We start from the raw sequence: 26,060 nt of genomic DNA on the forward strand, positions 1-26,060 counted from the left end.
GCAAAGGGAGAAGGCAAGAAGCCATTAAAAGCAAAAAGCCCCGCCAGAGGCGAGGCTTCGACTGGCCAGACACACCATGTTAGATCGCGCTGACCACGTTGCTGAACACGTTCCCGATTGCCGGGCCCAAAATGGCCAAAATAGCAATCACAACAATAGCCACCAACACAAGAATCAACGCATACTCTACCAGGCCCTGGCCTTTCTCTTTCGGAGCAAACAACATAGCGATTCACCTCCTTTCCGATGGGATGCGCCCCTTGCGGGACGTTTTCATTATACCATACGGTATCCGCTTTTGTCACCAAAAAAGTTACAATTCCGTTTCAATTGACCTGGGGCGCCAGCACCTCAAACACAATCCGGTTTTCGCCATCGTCGTTGCTGACCGTCATAGTGCCCCCAAGCATTTCGACCCGCTCACGCAGCAAACGCAACCCCATGGGGGCGTTAGGCCCTTCAGTATCGACTTCAAGCAAGTCGCCGTTGTCGGTCATCTCGACCTTGACCTGGCGCTCATCTAAATCGAGGCGCACAGCCACGCGGGTAGCCTTGCGGTTGTGAATAGCGGTCGAAACCAGTTCCTGAATGGTACGGAAGACGAACACTTCCAGATAACCCGCATAGCGCCGCTCCTCGCCAAAGATCCGCACTTCAATCTGGGCTTCCCCTTGCTTGCTCAACGTCTCCAAATACCGCTTGACGGTGGGCACCAACCCCAGATCATCGAGCATCATGGGGCGCAATTCGAAAATAAACTCGCGCACCTGCTGAAACGTGTGCGCCGCCGCAGTTTTCAGGGCTTGCAATTCCTGGCGGGCGCTATCAGGGTCTACCTCGAACAAGCGGCTGGCAATCTCGGTTTGCAAGATGAAGTTGGAAAGCGCCTGCGCGGGGCCATCGTGCATCTGGCGAGAGAGCCGCTGCCGCTCGGCTTCCTGTGCCTGCACCAACATCTCGAGGACAGCCAGCGAATTTTCATTGCCACCCGGGCGCGCCGAAGGCTGCTGCTCACTGGCCTTTTGCAAAGCCAGCAAAGTCTCTTCAAAACGCCCCAACGCTTCATACACCTGCTGCAACTTCTCCAACTGGCCGCGCATGATGAGATACCGCTGCTGGGCATCCAACGCGCTTTCGCACGCCGACGCAAGGTCTTCCCACTGCTTGCGCTCGCGCATTTGCTTCACGTAAGCCACCACCGAGGCGCTTTTTTGACCCAACCGGCTCACCTCGGCCTGGCTCTGTTCCAGCATCAGGGCAACTTCCCGCTGCTCGCGGCGCGTGTCTTCCAACGCCTTGCGAATCAACTCGGCAAACGAACCCTCCTGGGCCTGCTCTGCTGCCGGTTTAGGTTGTGCCTCTCCCGCGGGTAACTCATTCATGGCAAGCCTCCTCCAAAAGCGTTAAGCCATCCGCACCCAGCCATGTTGCAAAGCATAAACGGCCGCCTGTGTGCGGTCTTCCAGTTGCAACTTGCGCAAAATCGCCGTAACATGATTTTTCACCGTTTGCTCGCTAATACCCAGTTTGCGCGCAATACCTTTGTTGCTCATGCCCTGGGCGAGCAATTGCAACACTTCCATCTCCCGAGGGGAAAGGGGCAACATCGCCCGCTGGGCATCGAGCCAGGCCGCCCGGGCAGCAGCATCCATCACCTGCTTTTCCACCACATAGCGCCCCGCGGCCACGTGTCGAATGACCTCGGCCAGCCACGCGGGAGGCACCTCCTTGCTGCAATAAGCCGCCGCGCCTTCAGCCAGGGCCTGGCGCTGCTGCGCCTCATCGTCATACGCGGTCAGAAGCACAATGCGGGTCGGCAAGCCCTCCTGCCGCGCCCGTCGCACCACATCGTGGCCGTTGAGGTCAGGCAAATTGACATCCACCAATGCCACATCAGGGCGCAAGCGGCGCATGACTTCCAACGCGGCTTCGCCCGAGGCAGCCTCGGCCACCACTTCCAGCCCTTCTTCCAACGAAAGCACATCGTGCACCCCCCGCCGGAAGACCGGATGGTCGTCTACCACCAAAAGTTTGATCACGGCCATGCCCAAAGTATAGCACAACTCCCCCGCCAGGCGTACACCGTCATGTGAGTTCCTCCCAGGCGCGGCCCCCAACCCTGAGAGTTCGCATACAGCGGTGTGAGCCCGGCCGTCAGGTGCGGATACCAATCGGGGAAAGCCACCAACACGCGCACGTGCTGGCGGTCGAGAAAAGCGCACAACGCCCGCTCATCTCCGATGAACGGGATGACCTCTGGCGAGACCAAACCGGCCATATCTACCAGCGGGAAGTCGGTAAAATACCCCATTGCGCCAATATCATGCGCTGCTACCACCGTGCCGGCGGGCAAATGGGAAGGCAACCAACGGGCCGCGGCGACCATTTCACTCTCCACGAAGGCCACGTCGCGAGCATAGGCGCGCGCGCCAATGCCCAGGAAGAGGAGCCCAGCCACCCCCGCGGCCAGTGCCCAGGTACGGGAAAGCGCCCACGCGGCAGTCAACCGGCCTTCCCAATGAGGCCAGGAAGCCGCCAGCCCGCGCCACCCCCACACCAATAACACCGGCACCACCGGCAGCACATACCGCCCATGCTGATATGCCACCGGAAGCCGAACCGCATACGCCGCGACGTGCAACCCCGCCCACAGCGGCGCGGCCATCCACGCCCAGCGGCGAGCGCGCACATCGGCAATCACCTGGGCTATCGCGGGCAACAGCAACACGCCGCCCATGCCCGCCAGCAACGGCGCGCTCACGTGCCCAAAGCGGCGCCACAACGGCCATTGGCGCAAGATGGCATATTCTGCCTGCTTGGCGTAAAAGGTGTTCGGCCAAATATGCCCCGAAAGCCAGGCATTGAACCCCAAATAGGGCCCAAAAAGCAAACCAAACCCCACCCCCAACGCCACGACCTGTCGCGCCCATTGCCCCCACGGTAGCCGCGGCTGCCCTCGCGGCGGACAGCACGCCTGCAACAGCCACGCCGCCGCCACAGCCGGCAACGCCAACATTGCCTCAGGCCGCAACCAGACCGCCCCCCCCACCGCCGCGCCCCACGCCAGGCCGCCCCAGCGCCGCGCCGCACGGCCTCCCCAAAGCACCAACGCCGTCATCAGCAGGGCAAACAGGGCTGTTTCCATACCCGAAAGAGCAGCCCAAACCAGGTGCCATGCTCCCGCCACGCTGGCCCCCACAGCCCACGGCCACCATCCTCCACGCGTCGGCAGCATTGCACGCCACCACGCCCACACCAGCAGCCCCAACGCCGTCAGTGTCACCCAGCCCAGGGCAGTGCTCCACACCAGCGGCGAAAGCCCAAGCCTCTGCCCCGTGGCCTGCAGCACCACCCACAAAGGTGCCGTCACGCCCGCGGAGGGCACCCCCAGGCGGTACGCCCACTGCCCCCACGTTGCCAGGTTGCGGGCATAGGTCTGATGAATCCAGGCGTCATCCAGCGGGAAACCCCAGCGGTAAGCCATCTTCGCCGCGGTGATGAAAACGCCCATCCAAAGCGCCGCCCAAAGGGCGAAAAAGGCTGTTGCGCGCCCCCACGACACTCTCTGGCGATGCGAAGCACTCACGGCGCGGCACCCAACACAAACGCCGGCGTATAGCGGTCAACCATGCCCAGGAATTCCCACGGCGGCGGCACCGTCGGCGGATGACAATAGTAATGATTCAAGGGCCGCGGGTGGTTGGCTTCCAACACCCAGTAGCGCGCACCATAGCGGCGGGCTACCGCAGCAGCAACGTCAGAACCGCCATCGGGCACGGCCAGGCTGGGGTGGCCGGTCGCCAACGTGAACCCCGGCGGATTGTTGACCAACACCAACGCATCAGCAGGCACCCCCAACGCCGTCAACCCTTTGCCGTAACGGGCATAAGCCCGTGCGGGATCATCCCACGTCGGCTCGGTGGGCAATGGCCCAACGACCCGCCGTTGCACAACCAGCACCGAGAGTAACGCCGCTGCGGCTACCAGCCCCCACCCCAGCACCGAGAACGCTTCGCTCAAACGCCAACTTCGCCAGCGGGCCAGCGGGCGCAGAAAAACCATCAACCCTGCGGGGGCCACAGCCCACAACAGCGGCTGCACGGCAGCCCCAGCGTGGAAAAAGCCCCCGCGCGCGCCGGAGAAGGGGAAGACCACGCTCATCAGCAACCACAACAACAACCACATCCCCGCGCCCACGCGCACGCGCCGATCTTTGCGCCAGCGCCACAGCCCGGCCAGCACCATAGGCAACCACACCACCGCGCCCTGCACCGCCAGCGCCGAAGTTAAATTTGTGCCCGCAGCATGAAGTCGTGCGCTCACGATCGCCTTCCAACCCGAAGCCCACCAGTGAGCGAAAGTCAACTGTGAAGCAGGATAAGCGTAAAGTTCGTTGTAATTCGTCAGCCACAACGTGCGCCACCCGCCCGGTGCGAAAGGCGTGCCAAAGGCCGCCAGGTTGCGCCAGAACCACGACACCATGACCACAGCATACCCCAGCAATACTTCCAGGTAAGGGCGCAGGCTACGGCGACGGGCCAGCGCCAAACCGACCCAGGCCGCCAGCAACCACAAAAAGCCTTCCGCACGCGCCAGATGCATCATCCCGGTCAGCAGCCCCAATACCAAAGGCTGCCAGCGCGCCAGGCGCCTTCCCAACAACCGGCTACCCGCCCGCAGCGGATGCAAGGCATCGGCCAGGTGCAGGGCTTCCGGCCAACCCAGCACCAAAAAGAACAGCGCGCCCAACACCATCAGCAGGGTAAAAGTGTCAGGCACGGCCAGATACGGCAAGTAAAAACCCGAGGCCACGGCCAGCCCGCCGCTCAACAGCGCCAGAGCGCGCTTGCGGGTCAGACGAAACGCCAACAACGCCGTGAGGGGCGGCACCAACAAAGCCAGGGCGAAAAACGGCCAGCGAGCCGCAGCAAACCCGCCGTGCCCTGCCACGCGGATGCCCCACGCCGCGACCAACGCCGCCAACGGCTGCCAGTAAGCAAAGCCAGGGTGCGGCACCCCTTTCGGGTCATCAAGGTAATTCCACAAAAATGGCTCCGCCGCCGTGCCGTGCGCAAGCTGCTGCCCCATCAGCGTGTAATAATCGGCATCCATATAACCGGGGCTGTGCTGAAACATGGCGACACCAGCCAGCACCAGGGCTTCCAGCACCATCAAAAGCACCCAATCGCGCAGTTTCATCATCGCCTCCCGAAAATCAACAAGCCGCGACTTCCGTAAATATCGGTTGGGAAGTCGGCCAAAAGGGCGTATTCCTGCCAAAACCACGGCTGCGAAAGCAAACTCTTGCGGCCGTACACTTCCAGAATGACAATGTAATCGGGTTGGTTGTCACGAATCAGGCGCGCCGGCACGGCATAGTTGATGACGTAATCTGAAGCCGGCAAAGGGAAGTAAGCCAGCGTTTCCGGGCTGTTCAGCCCCGCCAGGTCGAGGATGCGTGCGCCCGTATCATAGCCCAGCACCCCCACGTCGCCGGCGGCAATGGTCACCGCCAAAGGGTCCGGCTGCAACCGGGGAGCCAGGAAACGCGCCGCCTGGTGGTAAAGCAATTCCAGGCGATACCAGGCCATGCTGGGTGCAGGTGCGAGGCGGCCATGACTGGGATGCCATTGCCAGGTTGAGAGCGGCACCACCAACGGCACCAAAAAAGCCACACTCAGGAAAGCAAAGCGCACGCGCGGGCGCCGCAACGCTTTCCCCACCACCCATACGCCAGCCAAGATACCGAAAAAGTAAGGCGGCAAAGGGGGCGTAAGATACCAGCGAAAAATCAAGGGGTTAGCAAGGGCAAAAGCCGCAAAATACACCACCGGGAAAGCCATCCACGGCCACAGGCGCGCCTCACGCCGCACCAGCCAGCGTGCACCTACCACGAAAAGCGTCGGCCACAACACCAGCCCCACGGCAATGAAAGCCGGGGAAAGCCAGGTCTGCAACAAAAACGGCGTGGCGTAATGCTGCAACAGCCGCACCAGCGCCGCATTGGCCGATTGCCGGTACACCAACTGCTTGGCAACCATCGAATGCGGCAGCCAGGCGCCGTAATAAATGCGCGCAAAAACCAGCCAGCCACCCACCAGCAGTCCCCCCGGCAGCCAGGCCCGCCACCAGCGCCACCACGCAACCCAAGGGCTTCCACCTCGGCAGCGCGCCTGCTGCCACCCTCGCCACAGGTCGTCGGCGAACACCAGCAACCCCAGCAACAACGCATCGGGACGCGTCAAAAAAGCCAGCGCGCCGGCAACAAACGCCCATTCGCGCTTTCCCACCACATAAGCATAGACCATTGCCGTCAAAAGGAAAACGTACACGCTGGTTTCCATCCCCCCAATGGCAAATGTCACACTCCACGGTGCCACCGCCCAGGCCAGGGCGAAAACATATCCCACCTCAGGCACACGCAGCCGACGGGCCAACCGCATCACCAGCAAGGCCGTAGCAGCATCGGCCAGGGCATTCGTTCCCCACGCCAGCCAGGGGAAAGGCGCCTGTGTGCCACCGCTGAACACGCCCAGCAAAGCCATCCAGAGCGCATAAAGTGGCGTCGTCGTGCCCAAGACGTGCTGGCCGGGGTTATACACCAACCCCCACCCCGCCAACAGATTACGGGCATAGCGAAAAGTAATGAACGCGTCGTCAATGGTGCGCGGGCCGGGCACCAGCCGGAAGACCAACACAACGCCCGCCAGCAGCCACGGCAACCCTCGCCTCCATCGACTGCGGTTCATTCCAACAATGCCTCCGGCGAAAGCACCACCGGTGCGCGGCTCGCCCACCAACGCACAGTATACAGCAAGACCCACACCACCAGCGGTTCAAAGAAACACATCCCCACCGACGCGCACACCCCACTGGCCGAAAACAACCGTCCTCCCCAGAACAGCCACGGCAACACCCAAAACACAGCCAGCGTCAGGGCAGCCGCCAGGCGACCATACGTTTTCCAGCGACTGCTCCAATACGCCCACACCCACAAAAGGGGCAACAAAAGCAGCACCTGGTCAGCCGGGACCACCCGTCCGCCGATCAACAAAGAGCCCACCACCGTCAACGCCGTCGTCCAGGCAGCCTGATAGGCCGACTGTCCCCACGAAGCCGCCCATTCGGTCAGCACCGCGACGGCCACGACGGCAATCAACAGCCAGCCCACCTGCCGCCCCACCCCCGGCACAGCATGCACCAAAGCCAGGCGTGGCGAAGCCGCGGCTTTGAACCGCCACAGCACGAAAGCCATTTCCAGCCCCCAGGAAGGCAAAAGCCAAAACGCCAGCACGAGCATGACCGTCATGCCCCCCCAGAACCCCCGCCACAAGCGCCACCGCCGCCGTGAAGCCGACCACAGCAGCAAAAACAGCGCAGGGTAAAGCGCCACGCCGGGTTTGATCAGCGCCAGCGCCAGCGCAACCCCCGCCAGGTCGTCGCGGCCATCGAGCAGCGCAGCGAGAGCCACCATCAGCAACAACAAAACCAACACTGCCACATCGGCGCGTCGCAAGGCCACCACGGCAAAATAGCCCGTCAATGCAAAAGCCCCCAACACAACCGCACCGCTGCCGCCCAATCGCCAGCGCAAACTACGGGCAGCCAGCGCCACCACAGCCACCATCGCCAACACCGACCCCCACATCGCCCAGATGCGAGCGACGGCAAAATCTTTCAGCAACGCCAAAGGCGCAAACAACACCAGCGCCATGGGGAACGGGTAAGGCTGCGGGGCAACCGCGAAACCATCGCGTTGCGACCAGCCATACAGCAGCGCCAGGCGGTGGTAGGGGTCTTCCCCGCCGATGAGGAAAGCCCGCATCGCCTCCCAGGGATAACGCAACGTCTCACCGCCGGGCCAGCGATGCACCACCCACGCGCTGAGTGCATACACCCCCACCAGGGCCACCACAGCCCCCGCAACCACCATGAGCAGGCGAAACACCCCCGCCCGCACGGTGCGCGGCTCTCCTCTCATCATGCCGCTTCCTCCGTGCCAGCATGCACCACAAACGGCGCGTACCGGGCAACCAACCGCCCGGGCACCCGTCCGCGAATGCGTACACCGCCGCGATGGTGTTGCACTTCCTCAACCTGCCCCATCTCGTGAAACAGCGCAATCAGGCCACCTTCTTCATAGGGCAAATCCACCACAATGGGCTCATAGGTGGCATACAGTTTTTCGGAAACCGCCTGGAGCAGTTCGGGAATGCCGTCGCCTCGCAGCGCCGAAATCGCCACCGCATGGGGGAAAGCCTGCAAAGCCTCGGCGGCTTTTTCAGGCGCGGGCAAGCGGTCGATTTTATTGAGCACCGTCAACACCGGAATGTGCTCCGCCCCAATCTCGGCCAGGGTTTGCAACACCGCCTCAGCCTGGGCTGCAGCCTGAGGATGCGTAATGTCAATGACGTGCAACAACAAATCGGCTTCGGTAATCTCTTCCAGGGTGGCGCGAAAAGCCGCCACAAGCGAAGTGGGAAGTTTTTGAATGAAGCCCACGGTGTCGGTAAACAAGGCCAAGTGACCGCCGGGCAGTTCCACGCGCCGGGTGGTTGGGTCGAGGGTGGCGAAAAGTTGATCGGCCACGTACACATCGGCCTGGGTCAAGCGGTTGAGCAAGGTCGACTTCCCTGCGTTGGTGTAGCCTACCAGCGCAACCACCGGCAAGCGGTTCTTGCGGCGGCGGGTACGGTGCCGCTGGCGATGGGCGCGCACTTTCTCCAGTTCTTTGCGCAGGTTCGCCATGCGGCGGCGAATATCGCGCCGGTCGACTTCCAATTGCCGCTCACCCGGGCCGCGCAGCCCCACACCGCCCATGCGGCCGGCGCGGCCACCGCCACCGCCCGTCTGCCTTGCCAGGTGCGTCCAGGCGCGGGTCAACCTCGGCAGGCGGTATTCGTACTGCGCCAGTTCGACTTGCAGCGCCCCTTCACGCGTCTGAGCATGTTGGGCGAAAATATCCAAAATCAGCGCCGTACGGTCAAGCAGGCGCACTTTTTCACCAAAGGCGTTCTCAAGTTCCCGCAGGTGGCGCGGCGAGAGTTCGTCGTCGAAAATGACCACGTCTGCCTGGAATTCCTCTACCAGCGCCTTGACTTCCTCCACCTTTCCCGGGCCAATAAAGGTTTTGGGGTGAGGGTGGTCAAGGCGTTGGGTGGCTTCCCCCACCACCTCCAACCCTGCCGTTTCGGCCAGGCGCGCTAACTCGGTCAACGAGTCTTCCAAAGGCAAAAGTTGGGGTTTCCCCCGTAGGGAGACCCCAACCAAAAAAGCACGTTCTCGCGGCGGCTGCGTCGGTTGGCTCACTTTTTCAGCCATGCCACCAGCCACTCCATGGCCTCGCGCAGTTTGGCCGTGTCGGTGCCTAACGAAATGCGCACGAACCCTTCCCCGTGCGGGCCAAAGACCACGCCAGGCGTCATGCTCACACCAGCTTCTCGCAAGGCGCGATCACAAAAGGCCTTGCTGTCGGTTTCGCCTTCCGGCAGGGGGTACCAGACATACAACGAGGCTTTGGGGGTTTCCACAGGAATGCCCGCGGAGCGCAAGGCCGCGACCACAATATCCCGCCGCTCCTGATAAATGGCATTCCGCTCGGCCACCCAGGGCCACACCCGTTCATCGGTCATCGCCACAATGCCGCCTTCCAACACCGGCAGGAATTGCGAGGTATCGACCTGCGATTTGTAGATATGCACATAGCGCACCACATCGGGGTTCCCCACCATCATGCCCAAACGCCAGCCCGCCATGTTGAAGGCCTTGGAAAGCGAGTTGAACTCGACGGCCACTTCTTTTGCACCCGGCACCTGCAAAATGCTGGGGGCTTCATAGCCGTCGTAGGTGACGTCCACATAGGGAGCGTCGTGTGCGATGAGGAGGTCGTGCTTGCGGGCAAAGGCCACTGCCTGCTCGAAAAAGTCCAGCGAGGTAACGGCCGTGGTGGGGTTGTTGGGGTAATTCAGCCAGAGGATCCTGGCGCGCTGCAATACCTCCGCGGGGATGGCCTCGAGGTCGGGGAGGAAGCCATTTTCCGGCAAGAGGGGGACGAAATATGGCTCGGCCCCCGCCAACACGGTGCCCGCCCGGTAGGTGGGATAGCCAGGATCAGGGATGAGCACCACATCACCGGGGTTGAGCATGGCCTGGGCGAGATGAAACAGCCCTTCTTTGGAGCCGATCAGCCCCAGCACCTCTGTGGCAGGGTCCAGGGCCACCTGGAAACGGCGCTGATAGTAATCTGCCACCGCCTGTTTGAAAGCCGGGGTGCCGCCGTAGGTAGTGTAGCTGTGGGTGTCTGGACGACGTGCCGAAGCCACCAACGCCTCGATGACAAAATCAGGCGGCGGCAGGTCGGGCGCGCCAATATCAATGCGGATGATATCTTTACCTTCGGCACGCAGGGCTGCGATGCGCTTGCCCAGTTGAGCAAAAAAGTAGGCACCAAATCCAGCGAGGCGGTCGGCAGATTGGAACGACATGGGTCACTCTCCTTTCTTGAGATAAGCGGCCAGTTTGGAAAATATGCCACTTTTGCCCGATTCATCGGGAGGTTCTTCACGTAAGGGAAGCAAAACATGGAAAGTGGAACCCGGGCACTTTTCTTCATCGTAACCGGGAGATTCCACCCAAATGGAGCCGCCGTGGGCTTCGACAATGCCACGGGCAATAGCCAGCCCCAGCCCCGGGCCGCCTCCCTTGAAACGCGTCTTCCCGCTGGAATGGGTTTGGGGGTCTCCAAGACGCCCAAATTTATCGAAGATGATGTGCTGGTCTTCCGGTGCAATGCCAATGCCGGTATCGGCGACCCACACTTCCACAAAGCCCGGCAAAAGACGCCCATCCACCGTGATGCGCCCCCCATCGGGTGTGTATTTGATGGCATTGGTCAACAGATTGCGGAACACCTGCTGCAGGCGCTCCACGTCGCCGAAAATCAGGCGTTCACTGCCAGGAAACCGGTGAACCTTGAGGGTCAGCCGTCGCTCTTCCAACACCGGCGCAAGTTCGTCGGTCAGCGAGCGGAAAATTTGCCCCAACCATAAAGGCTGAAACGAAAGTTTCAGCATGTTGTTGTCTAACAGCGAAACATCGACCAGGTCGTCCACGATTTCGCGAATACGCTTGCTGCCGCGAAAAATGCCTTCCAAAAAAGGGCGTGTCTGCTCTCGCAAGGTCTCGGGGGCAGCGCCTTCCAGCACATCGCGCAGCATGGCGGCATAGCCCTCAATAAGCGTGAGAGGGGTTTTGAGTTCGTGGGCCGCCACGGAGATAAAATCGGATTTGGATTTGTCTAACCTCTCCAGTTCCCGCTGCACACGCTCGAGTTCGGCGGTGGTATGGTCCAACTGGGCCCGCATTTCCTGGTTTGCGGCATATTCCAGCATGTGCAACCAGTAAGGCATCAACGCGGTAATGAATTCCAGGTTTTCGCCTTCCGTCAGCCGTTCCCGCGCCACCTGAATGGTGACTTCAATCAACCGCTGGAGCGCCTCGGCGATGGTAATCACCTCGCTATCCAAATCGGTGACGGTTTGAGACCACACCCACAAGTAAACAATGGAATCCAACCAGGCAGGGTCGCCGCTGGCCGCGGCCTGCCGCAAGAGTTCGTAAAAACGCTCCAACTGAGGGCGCAACCCAACCCGCGTCGCCTCCCCCTGGGCAAGCGCTTCCAAGGCAGCCTCTAACCATGCGTCATGCAAGGAATCCAGCGTTTGAGCAAGATCCATAAGCATAGTTTACGATAAGATGAGCATTTTGCCAATAGTATGCCCAAAGCGCCCTCGCGGCCTCACCCCACCTCCTCCGCGAAAGCAATGTGCAGACGGCCAGCGTCATCATAAGTATATTGGGCAAAGAAAGGTGGCGTCTGGGGCGTGGCGGCCAGCACGCGCGGGAGCAACACCTTCAAGTCTTCGACCAGCGGGAGTTGCGACCAGTCTTCCAGCGGCACCCAGGAAACCAGCCCTTCGCGCGAGGGACGCAAAGGCGCATCAGCCGGGCGCGGCTCGCCCCGAAAGACAAACAACCCCACCCCTGGGTTGGTACCGGTATCAATGGTCACAATACCGCATAACCAGAGTGAGGCATCCAGCCCGGTTTCTTCCCGCAGTTCGCGGCGGGCTGCGGCGAGCACATCTTCGCCAGGCTGGATATGCCCGCCCACCCCATTATAAAGGTTGGCCCACAGCGGTTTATCGGGCGCGCCCTTCAACAGCAAGATTTCATCCTCGCGGGTGAGGAAAATCAACGTGCGCGGCACCAGCATATAGCGCTCGGTGCTCACCTTTTGCGCAGATTTTGGCACCTTCGCCTCCTTTTTGAAGCGTATGACATTCGGCACATCGTGCTGCGGCTAATTTTAGCGCCCCTTGCGACAAAGCACAAATTCAGGTAAGATAGAAGCGTTGATTCGGTTCTTCTTGCGAATCGCAGGGAGAACGCTACCCCACCTCATCAGGAGGAGAAGCATGCGCAAGAGACGAACTCTGTACCTCGTATTTGCGCTCCTGGTTGTGGCGGCTACCGTGTTGGCGGCCTGCGCCAAAGCCACGCCGACGCCCGCCCCCACCGAGAAGCCCGCTGCGACCGAAGCGCCCACCCAGGCACCCGCGGTCACTGAGGCCCCGACCGAGGCGCCCACCGAAGCGCCGCAGAAAGCCGCCCTGGGCACCGCAGAAAACCCCATCGTCTGGGTGTTGACCCCCTCCCAGGATACGCAAAAAGTGCTTGCTGGTGCTGAGCCAATCGCCCAATATGTCGAAGACAAGACCGGCCTGGTGATCAAGCCCGTCATCCCGACGGACTACTCGGCACAAATCGAGGCCATGTGCAGCGGCGAGGCCCAAATGGGCGCGCTGAACACCTTCGGCTACGTGCTCGCCAGCAAGAAGGGCTGCGCCGATGTGGCGTTGGCTTCCGTGCGCTACGGCTCCACCTCCTACGCGGGGCAGATCATCACCCGCCCCGACACGGGCATCAAGAGCATCAAAGATCTCGTCGGCAAGACCTTCTGCCGCCCTGACCCTGAATCCACTTCGGGTTGGGTGATGCCCAAACTGATGATGCTCGGCGCGGGCATTGACCCCGACAAAGACCTGAAGCAAATCGTCGACACCGGCGGCCACGACGCCACGGTGCTGGCCGTCTACAACGGCGACTGCGATGCCGGGGCCACCTTCCAGGATGCCCGTGTGCTGGTAGCGAAAGACTACCCCGACGTCAACGACAAGGTCATCGTCATCGCCACTTCCCCGCCCATCCCCAACGACAACATCTCCTTCCGGCCTGACTTCCCCCAAGACATGCGCGAGAAGATCGTGAACGCGCTGCTGACCCTCAACGACACCGATGAGGGCAAGGCCATGCTGAAGGGCCTGTTCTCGTGGCAGGGTCTGAAGAAAGTGGACGATCACTTCTACGATGGCTTCCGCCAGGCGCTTGAAGCCGCGGGCCTGAGCGTTGAAGACCTGAACAAATAACCACGCGTTTCTCAAGGCGGGGGAAGTCCGCTTCCCTCGCCTTGATTTTTTTATCTCCTGCCGGGCTTCCGGCCTTCCCACTTTGCGAGGGCTTTATGCTGGTTGTAGAACACCTCACCAAAGTTTACGAGGACGGCACCGTTGCGCTGAAAGACGTCAGTTTCACAGTCGAAGACGGGGAATTCCTGGTCATCATCGGCTTGAGTGGTTCGGGTAAATCCACCTTGCTGCGGTGCATCAACCGCCTGATTGAACCCACAGAGGGGCGCATCCTCTGGAACGGTGTAGACATTACCCAAACCAGTGAAGCCGAAATGCGCCGCATTCGCCGTGAAATCGGCATGATTTTTCAGCACTTCAACCTGGTCGAACGCTCCAGCGTGCTGACGAATGTGCTCACCGGCCGGCTGGGCTATCTGCCCTCGTGGTGGAGCCTGATCAACTATTTCCCTCAATCTGAGAAGCGGCGGGCTATGGCCGCGCTGGAGCGCGTGGGCATTGGCGACAAGGCCCAAAACCGCGCCGACGCCCTCAGCGGTGGTCAAAAGCAGCGCGTGGGCATCGCCCGGGCGCTCATGCAGGAACCCAAAATGATCCTCGCCGACGAGCCTGTCGCCAGCCTCGACCCGGTGTTGGCCCATTCCATTTTGGGCTACCTTGAAACCCTTAACCAGGAACAAAACATCACGGTGCTGTGCAGCCTGCACTACCTTGATTTGGTCCAACGCTATGCCACCAAAGTCATCGGCCTGCGAGACGGACGCCTGGTGTACGAAGGCACGCGTGAACAGATCCGCAACATTACCGACGCCGAATTCAAGCACATCTACGGTCAAGAAGCCCAGCGGCTCAGCGTGGGCGGATAACCCTCAAGCCTGAACTGCATAAGGAGTCATTGTGGCCGAAAAAAGCACCCCTCTTGCCAAGCCCTCCTGGCTCCAGGCCCTGCTCTCGCTGCTGGTACCCGGCCTGGGACAAGCCGTTGGCGGCGCCATTAGCCGCGGTTTCTACATCTTACTGAGCATCGTCACCCTGAGCGGGCTGGCAGTGTTTGCCGCAGCCCAGCGCCCGCGCTACCCCGACTACGCGCTCAGTTTCCACGCCTATCTTCTCTTCCTGGTGGAATCCGCGGCGCTCCTTGTCTTCCTGCTGGCGATTTACTGGCTGGCGCGGCGCTATGCCATGCGCTCGGAATTTGCCCGCAACGTCGCCACGCCGGCATTCGTCATTCTGGTCATCGTGGTGCTGGGCATCACCGCGCCGGCAATGATCGACACGGTGCTTTCCGCCGCCGACATGAAAAAGCTCTACGCGATGACCTCGCTGCTCACCGCCTTCGTGACGGTGGCCATTTGGGCGTGGAACATCTTCGACGCGGCACGCCTGCGCGGGCGAGAACATGCCCCCAGCATGGGCACCTTCTACATGCTGCTCATCGTGGGCATTCTGGTGCTGGGCACCCGCATTGTACAAATCAACCCCGAAAAGGCCATCCGGGAATACAAAGACACCGGCGTCATCCTCAGCCGCATTGTGTGGCCGTGGAAAGTCGCCTTCGACTACTCAGAATCGCAACTGGTTGCCACCGCCAAAATTCAAGCCCCCTGCCCCCCTGGCTCCACCCCGCCGCCGGTGGAACAGCCTAAAGAAGGCCAGCCGTGGGTCAGCGTTACCCCAACGTGCGGTGAGTTGAGCACTCGCGATAGCACCGGGAAACCCATCTTCGGCACCCTGCTCACCATCAAAGGCGGCGGCTTCCAGCCCAACAAGAAAGTCCACATCCAATGGGCGAACCCGCTGGGGAACGCGTTCACGCCGCGAGGCTTTGGCCCCACCGACATCGAAGTAGGCCCCGACGGCACGTTCACCACCAAACTCTACATTCCCGACGTCACGATCCCCAGCATGGCGCAAGGACCGCAGATTCACGAACTGCGGGTGGTGCAGCGCGGCACGGCGAAGTTTACCGGCAAACTGAGCAAAGAAATGAAACTCGCCCTGCAAGCCATGCTGGAAAGTATCATGATGGGCCTGATGGCGACCGCGGTCGGCATTGTGCTCAGCGTGCCGCTTTCCTTCCTGGCGGCTCGCAACCTGATGAGCACACTGCATACCACTACCCAAGGCTTTGTGGGCGGCGTGATTGGGCTGGTAGGAGGGGCCTATCTCGGCAAACTTGCCGGCGACTGGCTCACCCCCATGGTGGGTGGGCTGGAAAAAGCGCCCATCCTCACCTTCAGCATTTACATCGTGCTGGTGTTTAGCCTGGCCATTCTGGCCTATCGGTTGCTCAGTCGCGCCTTAGACAGCGTGGCCGAGCACCTGCCCCCCCTGGTTTCCCTCGGTGTGGGCATGGTCGGCATGGCGCTGGTCGGTGCGGCCGTAGGTTACGCGCTGGGGTTGGGGTACGCCCACGGCATCCTGGGCATCACCCGCGGCGCCGAAGGGGCGCTGGCTGCCGCCCCCCACACAGCCCTGCTCGGCGCGGTGCTGGGGGCCTTCCTGGGCGCTTTTTGGGCCTGGCGGCTGGGCACCAGCAGCACCATTCCCATTGGGCAAATGATCTACGCCGCGGTGCGGCTCATGCTCAACATCGGGCGCTCGATTGAGCCGCTGATTTGGGCCATTATGGGCGTCATTTGGGTTGGCCCCGGCCCGTTTGCCGGTTTCATCGCCCTGACTATCCACTCGGTGGCCGCCCTCGGCAAACTTTACTCAGAAGCCATCGAAAGCATCGACCCTGGCCCCATCGAGGCTTTGCAAGCCACCGGCGCCAGCCGCCTCCAGACCATCGTCTATGCGGTGGTGCCGCAAGTCATGCCGCCTTTCACCGCCTTCACCCTCTACCGCTGGGACATCAACGTCCGCATGTCCACCATCATCGGTTTGGTCGGCGGCGGTGGTATCGGCTTCCTGCTCATTCAGTGGATTCACCAGTTCCAATACGAGCAAGCCGGGCTGGCCGTGTGGCTCATCACCATTACCGTGGCAACGCTCGACTTCGTCAGCGCGAGCATTCGCGAAAAAATGGTATAGCCGGGCACCAAGGCCTTCCCCACAGCCCCTTGTCATCTGGCAAGGGGCTGTTTTGATGATTTTCATGGATGGTATAATCTCGGCCATGCGTCATGGGCTGTGGTTCACGCTGAGGCTGGCCGTGCTGGCCGCAGCAACAAGTCTGCTGATATTGCTTTTGGGGCGAGTATGGGTCATGTGGCGGGCAGCGCCCTTCATCACATCACCGTCAGAAGCACCAACCCGCCGGGTCGCCATCGTGTTTGGCGCCGGGCTGTGGCGTGATGGCTCCCCCACCCCCGTGCTGCGCGACCGCGTGGCCACGGCAGCCGACCTCTATTTCCAGGGGAAGGCACAAAAATTGCTCTTTAGCGGAGACAACCGCTTTATCAATTACAACGAGCCGGAAGCCATGCGCCGCTATGCACTCAGCCTGGGCGTGCCCGACGACGCCATTGTGCTCGACTACGCCGGTCGGCGCACATACGACACCTGCTATCGCGCCAGAGCCATCTTCGGCGTCGAGCAGGCGCTGGTAGTGACACAACGCTTCCACCTTGCCCGCGCCGTTTACACCTGTCGTGCCTTAGGCATTGATGCCATCGGCGTGCCTGCCGACCGCCGCCGTTACCGCACCTTGCCGTACATTTACTGGAACGCCCGCGAAGTGCTGGCCTCAGCACGGGCGTTGCTCGACGTTCACGTCACCCACCCTTTGCCTGTGCTGGGCAAGTTCGAACCCATCTTTCCGGAGGAAACCCCATGATCGACCGCGACCAAGCCCTCGCCATTGTGCACGAATTCGTGCAAAGCCCTAATCTGCGCCGCCACATGCTGGCAGTGGAAGCCGCGATGCGCTTCTATGCCGAAAAATTTGGTGAAGACGTCGACAAATGGGGCATCACCGGCCTGCTGCACGACTTCGATTGGGAAATCCACCCCACGCTGGAAGAACACCCCACAGCAGGCGCCCCCATTTTGCGGGAACGCGGCGTGCCGGAAGAGATCGTCCACGCCATTCTCACCCACGCCGACCACACCGGCGTGCCCCGCGAAACGCTGATGGAACACGCCCTCTACGCGTGCGACGAAATCACCGGCCTGATCACCGCCGTCGCGCTGGTGCGGCCTTCCAAATCACTTTACGACCTCAAGGTAAAATCGGTCAAGAAAAAATGGAAGGACAAATCGTTCGCGGCCGGCGCCGACCGGGAGGCCATCCGCCGCGGGGCCGAGGAAATTGGCATTGATTTGTGGGAACACGTCGGCAACGTCATCGAGGCCATGAAGCGCATTGCCCCCGAACTCGGGCTCGACGGCTCGTTGGCCTCTTCGTAGCACGCTGCAGCGCTTTCCAAAATATGCTACACTATAAACATCGCGGCGCGCCTGCCCCATAGCAGGACGTCCACCCCAAAGTTCACCGCGCACGCCCGCGCTCACCGGCCACGGAAGGAGGAGGTGCCATGCTTAGCGGGAAAGGAATGTATTTGTGGAAAATCTACCGCTGTGAAAACGGCGACCCGCAGGCCATTGCCAACGTTGCGGCAGAAGCCGGACTTTCACACGTGCTGATCAAAATTGCCGACAACGGCGGCATCTACAATTACGACTGGGACAACCATCGCGACTTGGTGCCGCCGCTGGTCAGCGCGCTCAAGGCCAAAGGCATCACGCCCTGGGGATGGCACTACATTTACGGCCGCGACCCGGTTGCTGAGGCTCGCACCGCCGCCCGACGCACCCAGCAACTGGGGCTGACGGGCTATGTCATCGACGCCGAGGTAGAATTCGAAGCCCCTGGCATGGCCGAAAAAGCCAAGACCTTCATGAACACCCTGCGGCGCGAAATGCCTTCGGGGGTGCTCATTGGCCTGAGTTCCTACCGCTTCCCCAGTTATCACCCGGCCTTCCCCTGGCGCGAGTTCCTCGACCAGTGTGACTTCAACATGCCGCAGGTCTATTGGATCACCGCCCACAACCCCGGTGCCCAACTGACCCGCACCGTGCGAGAATTTCGCGCCATGTATCCCAATCAGCCCCTTTTGGCGGCCGGTTCGGCTTACAAATACGGCACCTGGGTGCCTTCGGCCGCCGAAATTCGGGAATTCCTGCAAACGGCCGTCAACCTGGGCGTGCATGCGGCCAACTTCTGGGAATGGCACCTCACCCGCGATTTGCTCGACCCCAGCATCTGGAAAGCGATTGCCGACTTCAAGTGGCCCGACAGCCCCCCGCCGGTGCCCCAAGACATCACCGAAAAATTCATCGCTGCTCTCAACACGCGCAACGCCGATACCGTCACCAACCTTTACACCGAGCGGGCGGTGCATGTCACCAGTGCCCGCACCGTCACAGGCAAGGCAGCCATCCACTCGTGGTACACCACTTTCTTCAACAACCTGCTGCCCAATGCCACCTTCCGGCTCACCGGCCACTCAGGCACGGGCAACTCCCGGCATTTCACCTGGGAAGCCACCTCCAGCGCCGGGCAGGTGCGCAACGGGAACGACGTTTTTGGGCTGCTGGATGGCAAAATCGCCTATCACTACACCTTCTTCACCATCGAACGCTAAAAAGCACCCTCGCGAGCAACAAATCAAAAAGCCTGGCGGCTGGTAACCGCCAGGCTTTTTCTTTGCCTTGGGCTTGGGGCTTCTAAGCCTTTATTTGACAATGGTGATGCTCACCTTGCCGTCTTGCGAAGCCACCATCAGCATGTGCATCTTTCCCTGGGGATCAGTCACCTGCAAAGTCCAACCGTTCTGGTCGTCGCCCACTTTGGTGGTCACTTTATAGCCCTGCCGGGCAAAGGTCTGATCGAAGAATTGCATCACCTGGGCCACCGTCATGTCAGGCACCGTGTAAATGCTCGACGTGCCCATCTGCATTTCCAGCGTGGCACCCGGCGGCAGCGGAACAGGCGCTTTGGCGCCTGCCGCGCCAGGCGGCGGGGTAATTTGAATATTGCCATTGAGGTTGGAAAGCGTGGTGGTAATGGTCACTTCCACGGGGACTTGCTGGCCGTTCTGTTCCACCTGGCCTTCCACCCGATAAAAAGCACTCACCATCGTGCCATCTTGCAACACGCTCACCTCGCCTTGCACCTTCGTCACCCGGGCGTTGGTCGCGCCGCTCAATTGCGGAATTTCCATCAACAGCCCTTGCCAGTCCTGCTTCATGGCTGCTAAATCTTGCGAAGCGTTGTAGGTATAGCGGTAGACCTTCATCCCTTCCACCGTGCCCGTCCCGTTGGCCTTCCAATGAGCAGGATCGGCCAGTTCCGAGTCCATGGCATCCGTCACCAACGCTTCAGGGTTGTCGAAGTTTTGCGAGGCCGGCACAGAAATCCATTCATTGCCGGAGCGATACCACGTCGTGCCGCCGACCGACACCGTTTCCATAACCGGCTGGCCGTTCTGAACAATCACCTGCCGCGAAGCCTGACCGCGGACGTAATCGGTTTCAATCTTGTAAAGGTCATACGCTTTCCCTGCCGCTTTGACGTGAACGACCATTTCCTGGTGAAAACTCTTCAAAATCGTGCTTTCTTCAGGCGAAAGCCAGTTCATCGCGTTGGCCTGCCCACCCCCGCCATTCTGCTGACCAGGCGCTTCCTGCGTCATTATTTGGGCACCCTGGGTCATCGCCGCCTCCACGGTCGGGCCTACCTGACTCGCCAGGGCCTGCGCGGTGGGCGCCAGTTCCCCAGCCTTTTTGGCAAAATCGAGCACCGACGAAAGGCTACAGGCCAACAACAGCATGGCTGCAAACAACGAAACCGCTAAAACCTTCCTGCGCATCATTTACCTCCTCAACAAAGAATGCCTGGGAAATGGCTTCAATGGAACTCCAATGCCCCCGAGCATAAGGTGGGCCTTCCCAACCATAAGGAAAACCCCGCACTTTCAGGCCTTATTGTACCGCACAACCGTTTCAAGACACAAAAACCTGCCGTCCTCCCCAGAACGGCAGGTTATGGGCCTGAGCCACCGACGGGACTTGAACCCGTGACCGTCCGCTTACGAGGCGGATGCTCTTCCGACTGAGCTACGGTGGCACCGCCGCAATTATACCCGAGAACCCCAAAATTTTGGGAGGATTTCGGAAAAACCGGCCCAACCGCCTCGCGCCACTTGACACCCGCTTTTGGCCTGTGGTATGCTCAACGCCGCTTCGGCTGGGAGAGGTGTATTAAGGAAGAAGTTCACTCGCATAAGGGTAGCAGCGGTGGAACTCGAAGAACGCCTCGCGTGGATTGGGCTCAGCATGGTCAAAGGCATTGGGCCGGTGCGCTTTCGCCGCCTGGTGAACCATTTTGGCAACGCCCGCGCCGCCCTGGAAGCCACCCCCGCCGCGCTGGAAGCCGCGGGGTTGCCCCCGACCGTCACCCGCGCCCTGCTCCATCTGCGGCATAACCTCGACCTCCCTCGCCTGTGGGAAAGATGGCGTCAGCAAGACATTGACGTGCTCATCTGGGAAGACGCCGCCTACCCCCACCGGCTGAAACAAACCGAACACGCGCCGCCGGTGCTGTATGTGCGAGGACGCCTCACGCCCGAAGACGACTGGGCCATCGCCGTGGTGGGCACCCGCAAAATGAGCGCTTATGGGCGGCAGGTCGCCGAAGAAGTGGCAGGGCTTCTGGCCTCACACGGGGTGACGGTAGTGAGCGGGCTGGCCCGCGGCATTGACGGCGCAGCCCACCGCAGCGCCCTGCGGCACAACGGTCGCACCGTGGCCGTGCTTGGAAGCGGCGTCGACACCATTTACCCGCCGGAGCACCGCCATCTGGCAGCCCAAATCGTTGCCCACGGCGCGCTGCTGAGCGAATATCCGCCGGGCACGCGCGCCGAAGCCCTCAACTTCCCGCCCCGCAACCGCATCATCGCGGGGCTGAGCATCGCCACCGTGGTGGTGGAAGCCGGACGCAAGAGCGGGGCACTCATCACCGCAGCCTTTGCAGCCGACCAGGGGCGCGACGTTTTCGCCGTGCCGGGCAGCATTTACGCCGAGCAAAGCCGGGGCACCAACTGGCTGCTGGCACAAGGGGCGCGGCCGCTTACCGCCGCCGAAGACGTCCTGGAAGCCCTTGACCTCGGCCTGCTCCCCCAACGGCAATCGGCGCGCCGCACCTTACCCACCACGCCCGAAGAAGAGCGCCTGTTAGCCACCCTCGGCAACACGCCCCTCCATGTGGACGAGATTAGCGCCCAATTGGGGTTGCCGGTAAGCGAGGTCACGGCAACCCTCACCCTCATGGAACTCAAAGGGCTGGTGCAAGCCGTCGGTGGGATGCAATATGTCATTGCCCGATAACGGAGGCGTTATGCAACCCCATTACCACGCCGTCATCATGGCCGGCGGCAGCGGCACCCGGCTGTGGCCGCTTTCCCGCCGCCAGCACCCCAAACACCTCCTCGCTCTGCTGGAATCGAGCACGCTTTTCCAGAGCACCGTCGCTCGCCTGCAAGGGGCCTTCCCCGTCGAGCGGGTATGGGTCGTGACCGTGCGCGAGCAGGCACAAGCCCTGCAAGCCCAGGCCCCGGCCATCCCCCCGCAGAATTACCTGCCGGAACCCGCGCCGCGCGGCACCGCCTCGGTGGTGGGCCTGGCCGCGGTGGCCCTGCGCTATCGCGACCCCGAAGCCGTTATGGCCGTGCTGCCTTCCGACCACTACATTCGCCATGTAGCCCTCTTCCATCGGCTGCTGGGAGCCGCCTACCTCCTGGCCCAGGAAGGCTTCCTGGTCACGCTGGGCATCACCCCAACCTACCCCGCCACGGGCTACGGCTACATTCAGCGGGGCGAAGCGTTGGGCATTTACAACGACCTGAAGGCCTATCGCGTGCGCCGCTTCAAGGAAAAGCCCGACCAGGCCACCGCCCGACAAATGCTGGCCGAGGGCGGGCATTCGTGGAATTCCGGCATGTTCGTATGGCGCGCCGATGCCATCCTTGCAGAAATCCGCCGCCAGATGCCCGACCTGGCCGCCGCGCTGGACGAAATCGCCGCGGCCTGGGGCACGCCTCAACAGGAAGCCGTGCTGACACGCATCTGGCCCGGCCTGCGCACCGAAACCGTCGACTACGGCGTGATGGAAGGCGCCGAACAGGTCGCCGTCATTCCCGCCCAGGGGCTGGGCTGGAGCGACGTGGGCAGTTGGGAATCGCTTTTCGACATCCTCCCCGCCGACGCCGACGGCAACATCCTGCGTGGCGGCGAGCACATCAGCATCGACGCCCGCGATAACCTGGTGTTCGTACAAAACGGCCAGCACCGCAAACTGGTGGCCGTGCTGGGGGTGGAAAACGTCGTGGTCGTAGATACGGAAGATGCGCTGCTGGTGTGTTCCCGCGACCAATCGCAGCGCGTAAAAGAAATTGTGCAACAGTTGAAGGCAGAAGGGAAAAACGAGTATTTGTAGCGCAAAAACACAAAAAGGCCAACGCCGCGCCGTGTGAACACGATGCACGCCACATCACACACCGGAGAATGTTCATGCCAAAATTTGTCAAAACAGAGCGAAACCGCATCAGGCGCCGCCCTGACCGCGGGCGCTACGACAAAGCCACGATTTACAAAATCATCGATGAAGCCATGTTCTGCCATATCGGCTTTGTGCAAGGCGGGCGGCCCTTCGTCATTCCCGCACTCCACGCCCGCCGCGGGGATGAACTTCTGATTCACGGCGCGCCGGCAAGTCGCCTGCTCAAACACATCCAGGCAGGTCATGAGGTCAGCATCAGCATGGCGATCCTCGACGCCATCGTTGTGGCGAAAACCGCCTTCAACCAATCGGTCAACTACCGCTCGGTGGTTTTGTTTGGCAAAGGCCGGCTGATAGATGACGAGCAAGAGAAACTGGAAGCCCTGCAATATTTCACCGACCGGCTGATTCCCGGACAATGGGATTACATTCGCAAACCCACCCCGGCTGAACTCAACGCCACGGCCATTGTAACTGTTGCCATCGAGGAAGCCTCGGCCAAAATCAGAAAAGCCCCGCCCGGCGACGATGGCGAAGACCGCGACCTGCCCCTCTGGGCAGGCCTGTTGCCGGTCAGGCAGGTGATCGAATTCCCCACCAAAGCAGATTACACCGACGCGAACATTCCCGTGCCTGACCACATCCTGCAGAAAGTCACCTCGAAATAGCGGGTTGGTTCACACCCCTATGCGTATTCCCCGGAGGATTTCGTGGAAGCCTACTGCGTCAAATGCAAAACCAAACGAGAAATGAAAGACCCCAAGCCGGTGTTTACCGCTTCAGGCACACCGGCCACCGAAGGCGTGTGCCCGGTTTGCGGCACCAAAATGTTCCGCATGGGGCGCACACCGGCCCATGAAGGTCTCACCCCGCCCCCTGCCAGCCAGCGCAAGCGCAAAAAGAAAAAGAGCGTCAAGCGCAAGGGCAAACTGGTCATCGTCGAATCTCCCGCCAAAGCCCGCACCGTGGGGCGCTTTTTGGGCAAAGGCTACACCGTGAAAGCGTCGGTGGGGCACGTCCGTGACCTGTTGCGCTCCCAGCTCTCAGTGGACGTGGAAAACGACTTCAAGCCCAAATATCGCGTGCCCAATGAAAAGCGCAAAGTAGTCAAAGAACTCAAAGCCCTGGCCGAGCGCGCAGAGGAAATCTACCTCGCCACCGACCCCGACCGCGAAGGCGAGGCCATCGCGTGGCACCTGATGGAAGCCACCGGCATGGAGCCGGAACGTACCAAACGCGTGGTCTTTCACGAAATCACCAAACCGGCCATCGAAGAAGCCTTCAGCCATCCCCGCGGCCTCAACATGGCGCTGGTGGATGCCCAGCAAGCCCGTCGAGTGCTCGACCGGCTGGTGGGTTATACGCTGAGCCCCATTTTATGGCGCAAGGTGCGGGGGCGACTTTCCGCCGGGCGGGTGCAATCGGTCGCGTTGCGCATGGTGGTCGAGCGCGAGCGCGAAATTGAAAACTTCACCCCCGAAGAATACTGGACCATCGACGCGGAATTCCTGCCTGAAGGGCTGAAAAAAAGTTTCACCGCCCGCCTGAGCAAAATCGACGGCAAAGACCCCGTGCTGCCCAACGAAGCCGAAACCCAGGCCATCGTTACCGACATGCAAACCGCCGCCTACACCGTCACGACGGTCAAACGCGGGCAACGCAAACGCCGCCCCAGCGCCCCCTTCACCACCAGCACCATGCAACAGGAAGCCTCGCGGCGGCTCGGCTTCACCGCCCGCCGCACCATGGCCGTGGCGCAGCAGCTTTACGAAGGCGTCGACGTCGGCAACGGCGGCAGCACGGGCCTGATCACCTACATGCGCACCGATTCCACCAACATCTCGCCCGTGGCCCAAAAAGAGGCACGTGCTTACATCGGCGAGCGCTTTGGCAAAGAATTCGTGCCCGCCAAGCCGCCCTTCTACCGCACTCGCGCCCAGCGGGCCCAGGAAGCCCACGAAGCCATCCGCCCTACGTCGGTGCTGCGCACCCCCGAAAAGGTCAAACAGTACCTCAGCCGTGACCAATACCGCCTCTATCGCCTGATTTGGCAGCGGTTCGTGGCTTCCCAAATGGAAGCCGCGGTGTACGACACGCTTTCGGTGCAAATCGAGGGCAAAAGCAATTCCCACACCTATCGCCTGCGGGCTTCCGGCTCGTCGGTGCGCTTTCCCGGCTTCCTGGTGCTTTACGAAGAAGCCAGAGACGAGGATAGCAAAGAGGAAACCAACATCGCCATTCCGAAAGAAATTACGGAAGGGCAGGCGCTGAAACTCCTCAAACTCACGCCCGAACAACACTTCACCCAGCCGCCGCCCCGCTACACCGAGGCCACTCTGGTGCGCACCCTGGAAGAAAACGGCATTGGGCGGCCTTCCACTTACGCGCCGATCCTCTCCACGCTGCAACAGCGCGGGTACGTCAAACGGGAAAACAAACGCTTAGTGCCTACCGAAACCGGGAAACTGGTCAACGACCTGCTGGTGGAACACTTCCCCGACGTGATGGACGTGGGCTTCACCGCCCAAATGGAAGAAAAACTCGACCAAGTGGCAGCAGGCAAAACCGAATGGGTGGATGTGGTGCGCGAATTCTACCTGCCGTTTTCCAAAGAGGTGGAAGCCGCGGAAAAGGCCATTCCGGAAATGAAGCAAGAGCCCGAGCCGATTGGCCGTAAATGCCCGAAATGCGGCAATGAACTGGTCATCCGCTGGGGACGCTACGGCAAATTCATCGGCTGCTCCAACTTCCCCGAATGCCGCTACACCGAGCCGTGGCTGGAAAAAATCGGCGTGAAGTGCCCCAAATGCGGTGGTGACATCGTGGAACGGCGCACCCGCCGCGGGCGCGTTTTCTATGGCTGTGCCAACTACCCCGAATGCGACTTCACCTCGTGGAAACGCCCCCTGCCGACCCCTTGCCCGGCATGCGGTGGCCTGTTGGTAGTGGCAAACAAATCCACCGCCCAATGTACCGCCTGTGGGGCGAATTTTCCCCTCGACGAAGTGACGCCCAGCGAGAAACCGGAAGAAAAAGAGAGCGCCCAACCGGCCTGAGGCCCGAATGGC

Annotated in this window: 22 protein-coding genes and 1 tRNA gene; 10 read left to right on the forward strand and 13 right to left on the reverse strand. The window is 61.3% G+C overall.

Features of this window, described 5'->3' with window-relative positions; translation table 11 throughout:
- Nucleotides 1–79 precede the first annotated feature (79 nt).
- The 11 genes from ENJ54_06420 to ENJ54_06470 form a co-directional block, all read right to left on the reverse strand.
- Nucleotides 80–226, reverse strand: coding sequence for a Flp family type IVb pilin (locus ENJ54_06420; GenBank protein ID HFC09467.1), 147 nt, complete (start codon nt 224–226; stop codon nt 80–82).
- A gap of 100 nt (nt 227–326) precedes the next feature.
- On the reverse strand, nt 327–1,382 hold the full coding sequence (locus ENJ54_06425) for a hypothetical protein (GenBank protein HFC09468.1): 1,056 nt from the start codon (nt 1,380–1,382) through the stop codon (nt 327–329).
- A gap of 21 nt (nt 1,383–1,403) precedes the next feature.
- On the reverse strand, nt 1,404–2,045 hold the full coding sequence (locus tag ENJ54_06430) for a response regulator transcription factor (GenBank protein ID HFC09469.1): 642 nt from the start codon (nt 2,043–2,045) through the stop codon (nt 1,404–1,406).
- Nucleotides 2,036–3,511: a hypothetical protein gene (locus ENJ54_06435; protein ID HFC09470.1), complete on the reverse strand. Its 1,476-nt coding sequence runs from the start codon at nt 3,509–3,511 to the stop codon at nt 2,036–2,038. Before ENJ54_06435 ends, ENJ54_06430 begins: the two co-directional genes overlap by 10 nt.
- Nucleotides 3,512–3,582: 71 nt before the next feature.
- Complete coding sequence (locus tag ENJ54_06440) at nt 3,583–5,199, reverse strand: hypothetical protein (protein ID HFC09471.1); 1,617 nt, start codon at nt 5,197–5,199, stop codon at nt 3,583–3,585.
- Nucleotides 5,199–6,749 carry a hypothetical protein gene (locus ENJ54_06445; GenBank protein ID HFC09472.1) on the reverse strand — a complete coding sequence of 517 codons (1,551 nt, stop codon included), beginning with the start codon at nt 6,747–6,749 and terminating at the stop codon, nt 5,199–5,201. Before ENJ54_06445 ends, ENJ54_06440 begins: the two co-directional genes overlap by 1 nt.
- Nucleotides 6,746–7,984 carry a DUF2029 domain-containing protein gene (locus ENJ54_06450; GenBank protein ID HFC09473.1) on the reverse strand — a complete coding sequence of 413 codons (1,239 nt, stop codon included), beginning with the start codon at nt 7,982–7,984 and terminating at the stop codon, nt 6,746–6,748. The genes ENJ54_06445 and ENJ54_06450 overlap by 4 nt, the downstream gene beginning before the upstream one ends.
- Nucleotides 7,981–9,321, reverse strand: a complete 1,341-nt coding sequence (hflX, locus tag ENJ54_06455) for a GTPase HflX (protein HFC09474.1) — start codon at nt 9,319–9,321, stop codon at nt 7,981–7,983. The genes ENJ54_06450 and hflX overlap by 4 nt, the downstream gene beginning before the upstream one ends.
- Complete coding sequence (locus ENJ54_06460) at nt 9,306–10,484, reverse strand: aminotransferase class I/II-fold pyridoxal phosphate-dependent enzyme (GenBank protein HFC09475.1); 1,179 nt, start codon at nt 10,482–10,484, stop codon at nt 9,306–9,308. Before ENJ54_06460 ends, hflX begins: the two co-directional genes overlap by 16 nt.
- 3 nt (nt 10,485–10,487) lie before the next feature.
- Nucleotides 10,488–11,741, reverse strand: a complete 1,254-nt coding sequence (locus tag ENJ54_06465; protein ID HFC09476.1) for a HAMP domain-containing histidine kinase — start codon at nt 11,739–11,741, stop codon at nt 10,488–10,490.
- 56 nt (nt 11,742–11,797) lie between these two features.
- Nucleotides 11,798–12,313: an NUDIX domain-containing protein gene (locus ENJ54_06470; protein ID HFC09477.1), complete on the reverse strand. Its 516-nt coding sequence runs from the start codon at nt 12,311–12,313 to the stop codon at nt 11,798–11,800.
- 163 nt (nt 12,314–12,476) lie between these two features.
- On the opposite strand from ENJ54_06470, the gene phnD reads away from it, so the two are divergent.
- From phnD to ENJ54_06500, 6 genes are all read left to right on the forward strand, one after another.
- Nucleotides 12,477–13,487, forward strand: a complete 1,011-nt coding sequence (phnD, locus tag ENJ54_06475) for a phosphate/phosphite/phosphonate ABC transporter substrate-binding protein (GenBank protein HFC09478.1) — start codon at nt 12,477–12,479, stop codon at nt 13,485–13,487.
- 95 nt (nt 13,488–13,582) lie between these two features.
- Nucleotides 13,583–14,353 (forward strand): phosphonate ABC transporter ATP-binding protein, encoded by a 771-nt coding sequence (gene phnC, locus ENJ54_06480; protein HFC09479.1) that lies wholly within the window; start codon nt 13,583–13,585, stop codon nt 14,351–14,353.
- Nucleotides 14,354–15,392: 1,039 nt separating this feature from the next.
- Nucleotides 15,393–16,523 (forward strand): ABC transporter permease subunit, encoded by a 1,131-nt coding sequence (locus ENJ54_06485; GenBank protein HFC09480.1) that lies wholly within the window; start codon nt 15,393–15,395, stop codon nt 16,521–16,523.
- Between the two features lie 85 nt (nt 16,524–16,608).
- Complete coding sequence (locus ENJ54_06490) at nt 16,609–17,268, forward strand: hypothetical protein (GenBank protein HFC09481.1); 660 nt, start codon at nt 16,609–16,611, stop codon at nt 17,266–17,268.
- Nucleotides 17,265–17,840 carry an HDIG domain-containing protein gene (locus ENJ54_06495; protein HFC09482.1) on the forward strand — a complete coding sequence of 192 codons (576 nt, stop codon included), beginning with the start codon at nt 17,265–17,267 and terminating at the stop codon, nt 17,838–17,840. The genes ENJ54_06490 and ENJ54_06495 overlap by 4 nt, the downstream gene beginning before the upstream one ends.
- A 128-nt stretch (nt 17,841–17,968) precedes the next feature.
- Nucleotides 17,969–19,078, forward strand: a complete 1,110-nt coding sequence (locus ENJ54_06500; GenBank protein ID HFC09483.1) for a nuclear transport factor 2 family protein — start codon at nt 17,969–17,971, stop codon at nt 19,076–19,078.
- Nucleotides 19,079–19,168: 90 nt separating this feature from the next.
- Here the strand turns inward: ENJ54_06500 and ENJ54_06505 are convergent, their stop codons facing one another.
- Entirely contained in the window at nt 19,169–20,305 is a 1,137-nt protein-coding gene (locus ENJ54_06505; GenBank protein ID HFC09484.1) for a hypothetical protein, read from the reverse strand.
- Nucleotides 20,306–20,489: 184 nt separating this feature from the next.
- Nucleotides 20,490–20,562: transfer RNA gene (locus ENJ54_06510), tRNA-Thr, on the reverse strand.
- Between the two features lie 101 nt (nt 20,563–20,663).
- Here ENJ54_06510 and dprA point away from each other — a divergent pair.
- From dprA to topA, 4 genes are all read left to right on the forward strand, one after another.
- A complete protein-coding gene (gene dprA / locus ENJ54_06515) occupies nt 20,664–21,821 on the forward strand; it encodes a DNA-protecting protein DprA (protein HFC09485.1) in 1,158 nt (385 codons plus the stop codon).
- Nucleotides 21,805–22,929: a mannose-1-phosphate guanylyltransferase gene (locus ENJ54_06520; protein HFC09486.1), complete on the forward strand. Its 1,125-nt coding sequence runs from the start codon at nt 21,805–21,807 to the stop codon at nt 22,927–22,929. Before dprA ends, ENJ54_06520 begins: the two co-directional genes overlap by 17 nt.
- Nucleotides 22,930–22,997: 68 nt before the next feature.
- Nucleotides 22,998–23,660, forward strand: a complete 663-nt coding sequence (locus ENJ54_06525) for a pyridoxamine 5'-phosphate oxidase family protein (protein HFC09487.1) — start codon at nt 22,998–23,000, stop codon at nt 23,658–23,660.
- An 81-nt stretch (nt 23,661–23,741) separates the two neighbouring features.
- On the forward strand, nt 23,742–26,048 hold the full coding sequence (gene topA / locus ENJ54_06530; GenBank protein HFC09488.1) for a type I DNA topoisomerase: 2,307 nt from the start codon (nt 23,742–23,744) through the stop codon (nt 26,046–26,048).
- Nucleotides 26,049–26,060: the final 12 nt, after the last annotated feature.

Source organism: Chloroflexota bacterium (assembly GCA_011322445.1).
GTDB lineage: Bacteria > Chloroflexota > Anaerolineae > Anaerolineales > DRMV01 > DRMV01.

Coding starts and splice junctions, on each gene's coding strand:
- ENJ54_06420 (HFC09467.1), bottom strand. CDS start 226: ATGTTGTTTGCTCCGAAAGAGAAAGGCCAGGGCCTGGTAGAGTATGCG.
- ENJ54_06425 (HFC09468.1), bottom strand. CDS start 1,382: ATGAATGAGTTACCCGCGGGAGAGGCACAACCTAAACCGGCAGCAGAG.
- ENJ54_06430 (HFC09469.1), bottom strand. CDS start 2,045: ATGGCCGTGATCAAACTTTTGGTGGTAGACGACCATCCGGTCTTCCGG.
- ENJ54_06435 (HFC09470.1), bottom strand. CDS start 3,511: ATGGGCGTTTTCATCACCGCGGCGAAGATGGCTTACCGCTGGGGTTTC.
- ENJ54_06440 (HFC09471.1), bottom strand. CDS start 5,199: ATGAAACTGCGCGATTGGGTGCTTTTGATGGTGCTGGAAGCCCTGGTG.
- ENJ54_06445 (HFC09472.1), bottom strand. CDS start 6,749: ATGAACCGCAGTCGATGGAGGCGAGGGTTGCCGTGGCTGCTGGCGGGC.
- ENJ54_06450 (HFC09473.1), bottom strand. CDS start 7,984: ATGATGAGAGGAGAGCCGCGCACCGTGCGGGCGGGGGTGTTTCGCCTG.
- hflX (HFC09474.1), bottom strand. CDS start 9,321: ATGGCTGAAAAAGTGAGCCAACCGACGCAGCCGCCGCGAGAACGTGCT.
- ENJ54_06460 (HFC09475.1), bottom strand. CDS start 10,484: ATGTCGTTCCAATCTGCCGACCGCCTCGCTGGATTTGGTGCCTACTTT.
- ENJ54_06465 (HFC09476.1), bottom strand. CDS start 11,741: ATGCTTATGGATCTTGCTCAAACGCTGGATTCCTTGCATGACGCATGG.
- phnD (HFC09478.1), top strand. CDS start 12,477: ATGCGCAAGAGACGAACTCTGTACCTCGTATTTGCGCTCCTGGTTGTG.
- phnC (HFC09479.1), top strand. CDS start 13,583: ATGCTGGTTGTAGAACACCTCACCAAAGTTTACGAGGACGGCACCGTT.
- ENJ54_06485 (HFC09480.1), top strand. CDS start 15,393: ATGGCGCAAGGACCGCAGATTCACGAACTGCGGGTGGTGCAGCGCGGC.
- ENJ54_06490 (HFC09481.1), top strand. CDS start 16,609: ATGCGTCATGGGCTGTGGTTCACGCTGAGGCTGGCCGTGCTGGCCGCA.
- ENJ54_06495 (HFC09482.1), top strand. CDS start 17,265: ATGATCGACCGCGACCAAGCCCTCGCCATTGTGCACGAATTCGTGCAA.
- ENJ54_06500 (HFC09483.1), top strand. CDS start 17,969: ATGCTTAGCGGGAAAGGAATGTATTTGTGGAAAATCTACCGCTGTGAA.
- ENJ54_06505 (HFC09484.1), bottom strand. CDS start 20,305: ATGCGCAGGAAGGTTTTAGCGGTTTCGTTGTTTGCAGCCATGCTGTTG.
- dprA (HFC09485.1), top strand. CDS start 20,664: ATGCTCAACGCCGCTTCGGCTGGGAGAGGTGTATTAAGGAAGAAGTTC.
- ENJ54_06520 (HFC09486.1), top strand. CDS start 21,805: ATGTCATTGCCCGATAACGGAGGCGTTATGCAACCCCATTACCACGCC.
- ENJ54_06525 (HFC09487.1), top strand. CDS start 22,998: ATGTTCATGCCAAAATTTGTCAAAACAGAGCGAAACCGCATCAGGCGC.
- topA (HFC09488.1), top strand. CDS start 23,742: ATGAAAGACCCCAAGCCGGTGTTTACCGCTTCAGGCACACCGGCCACC.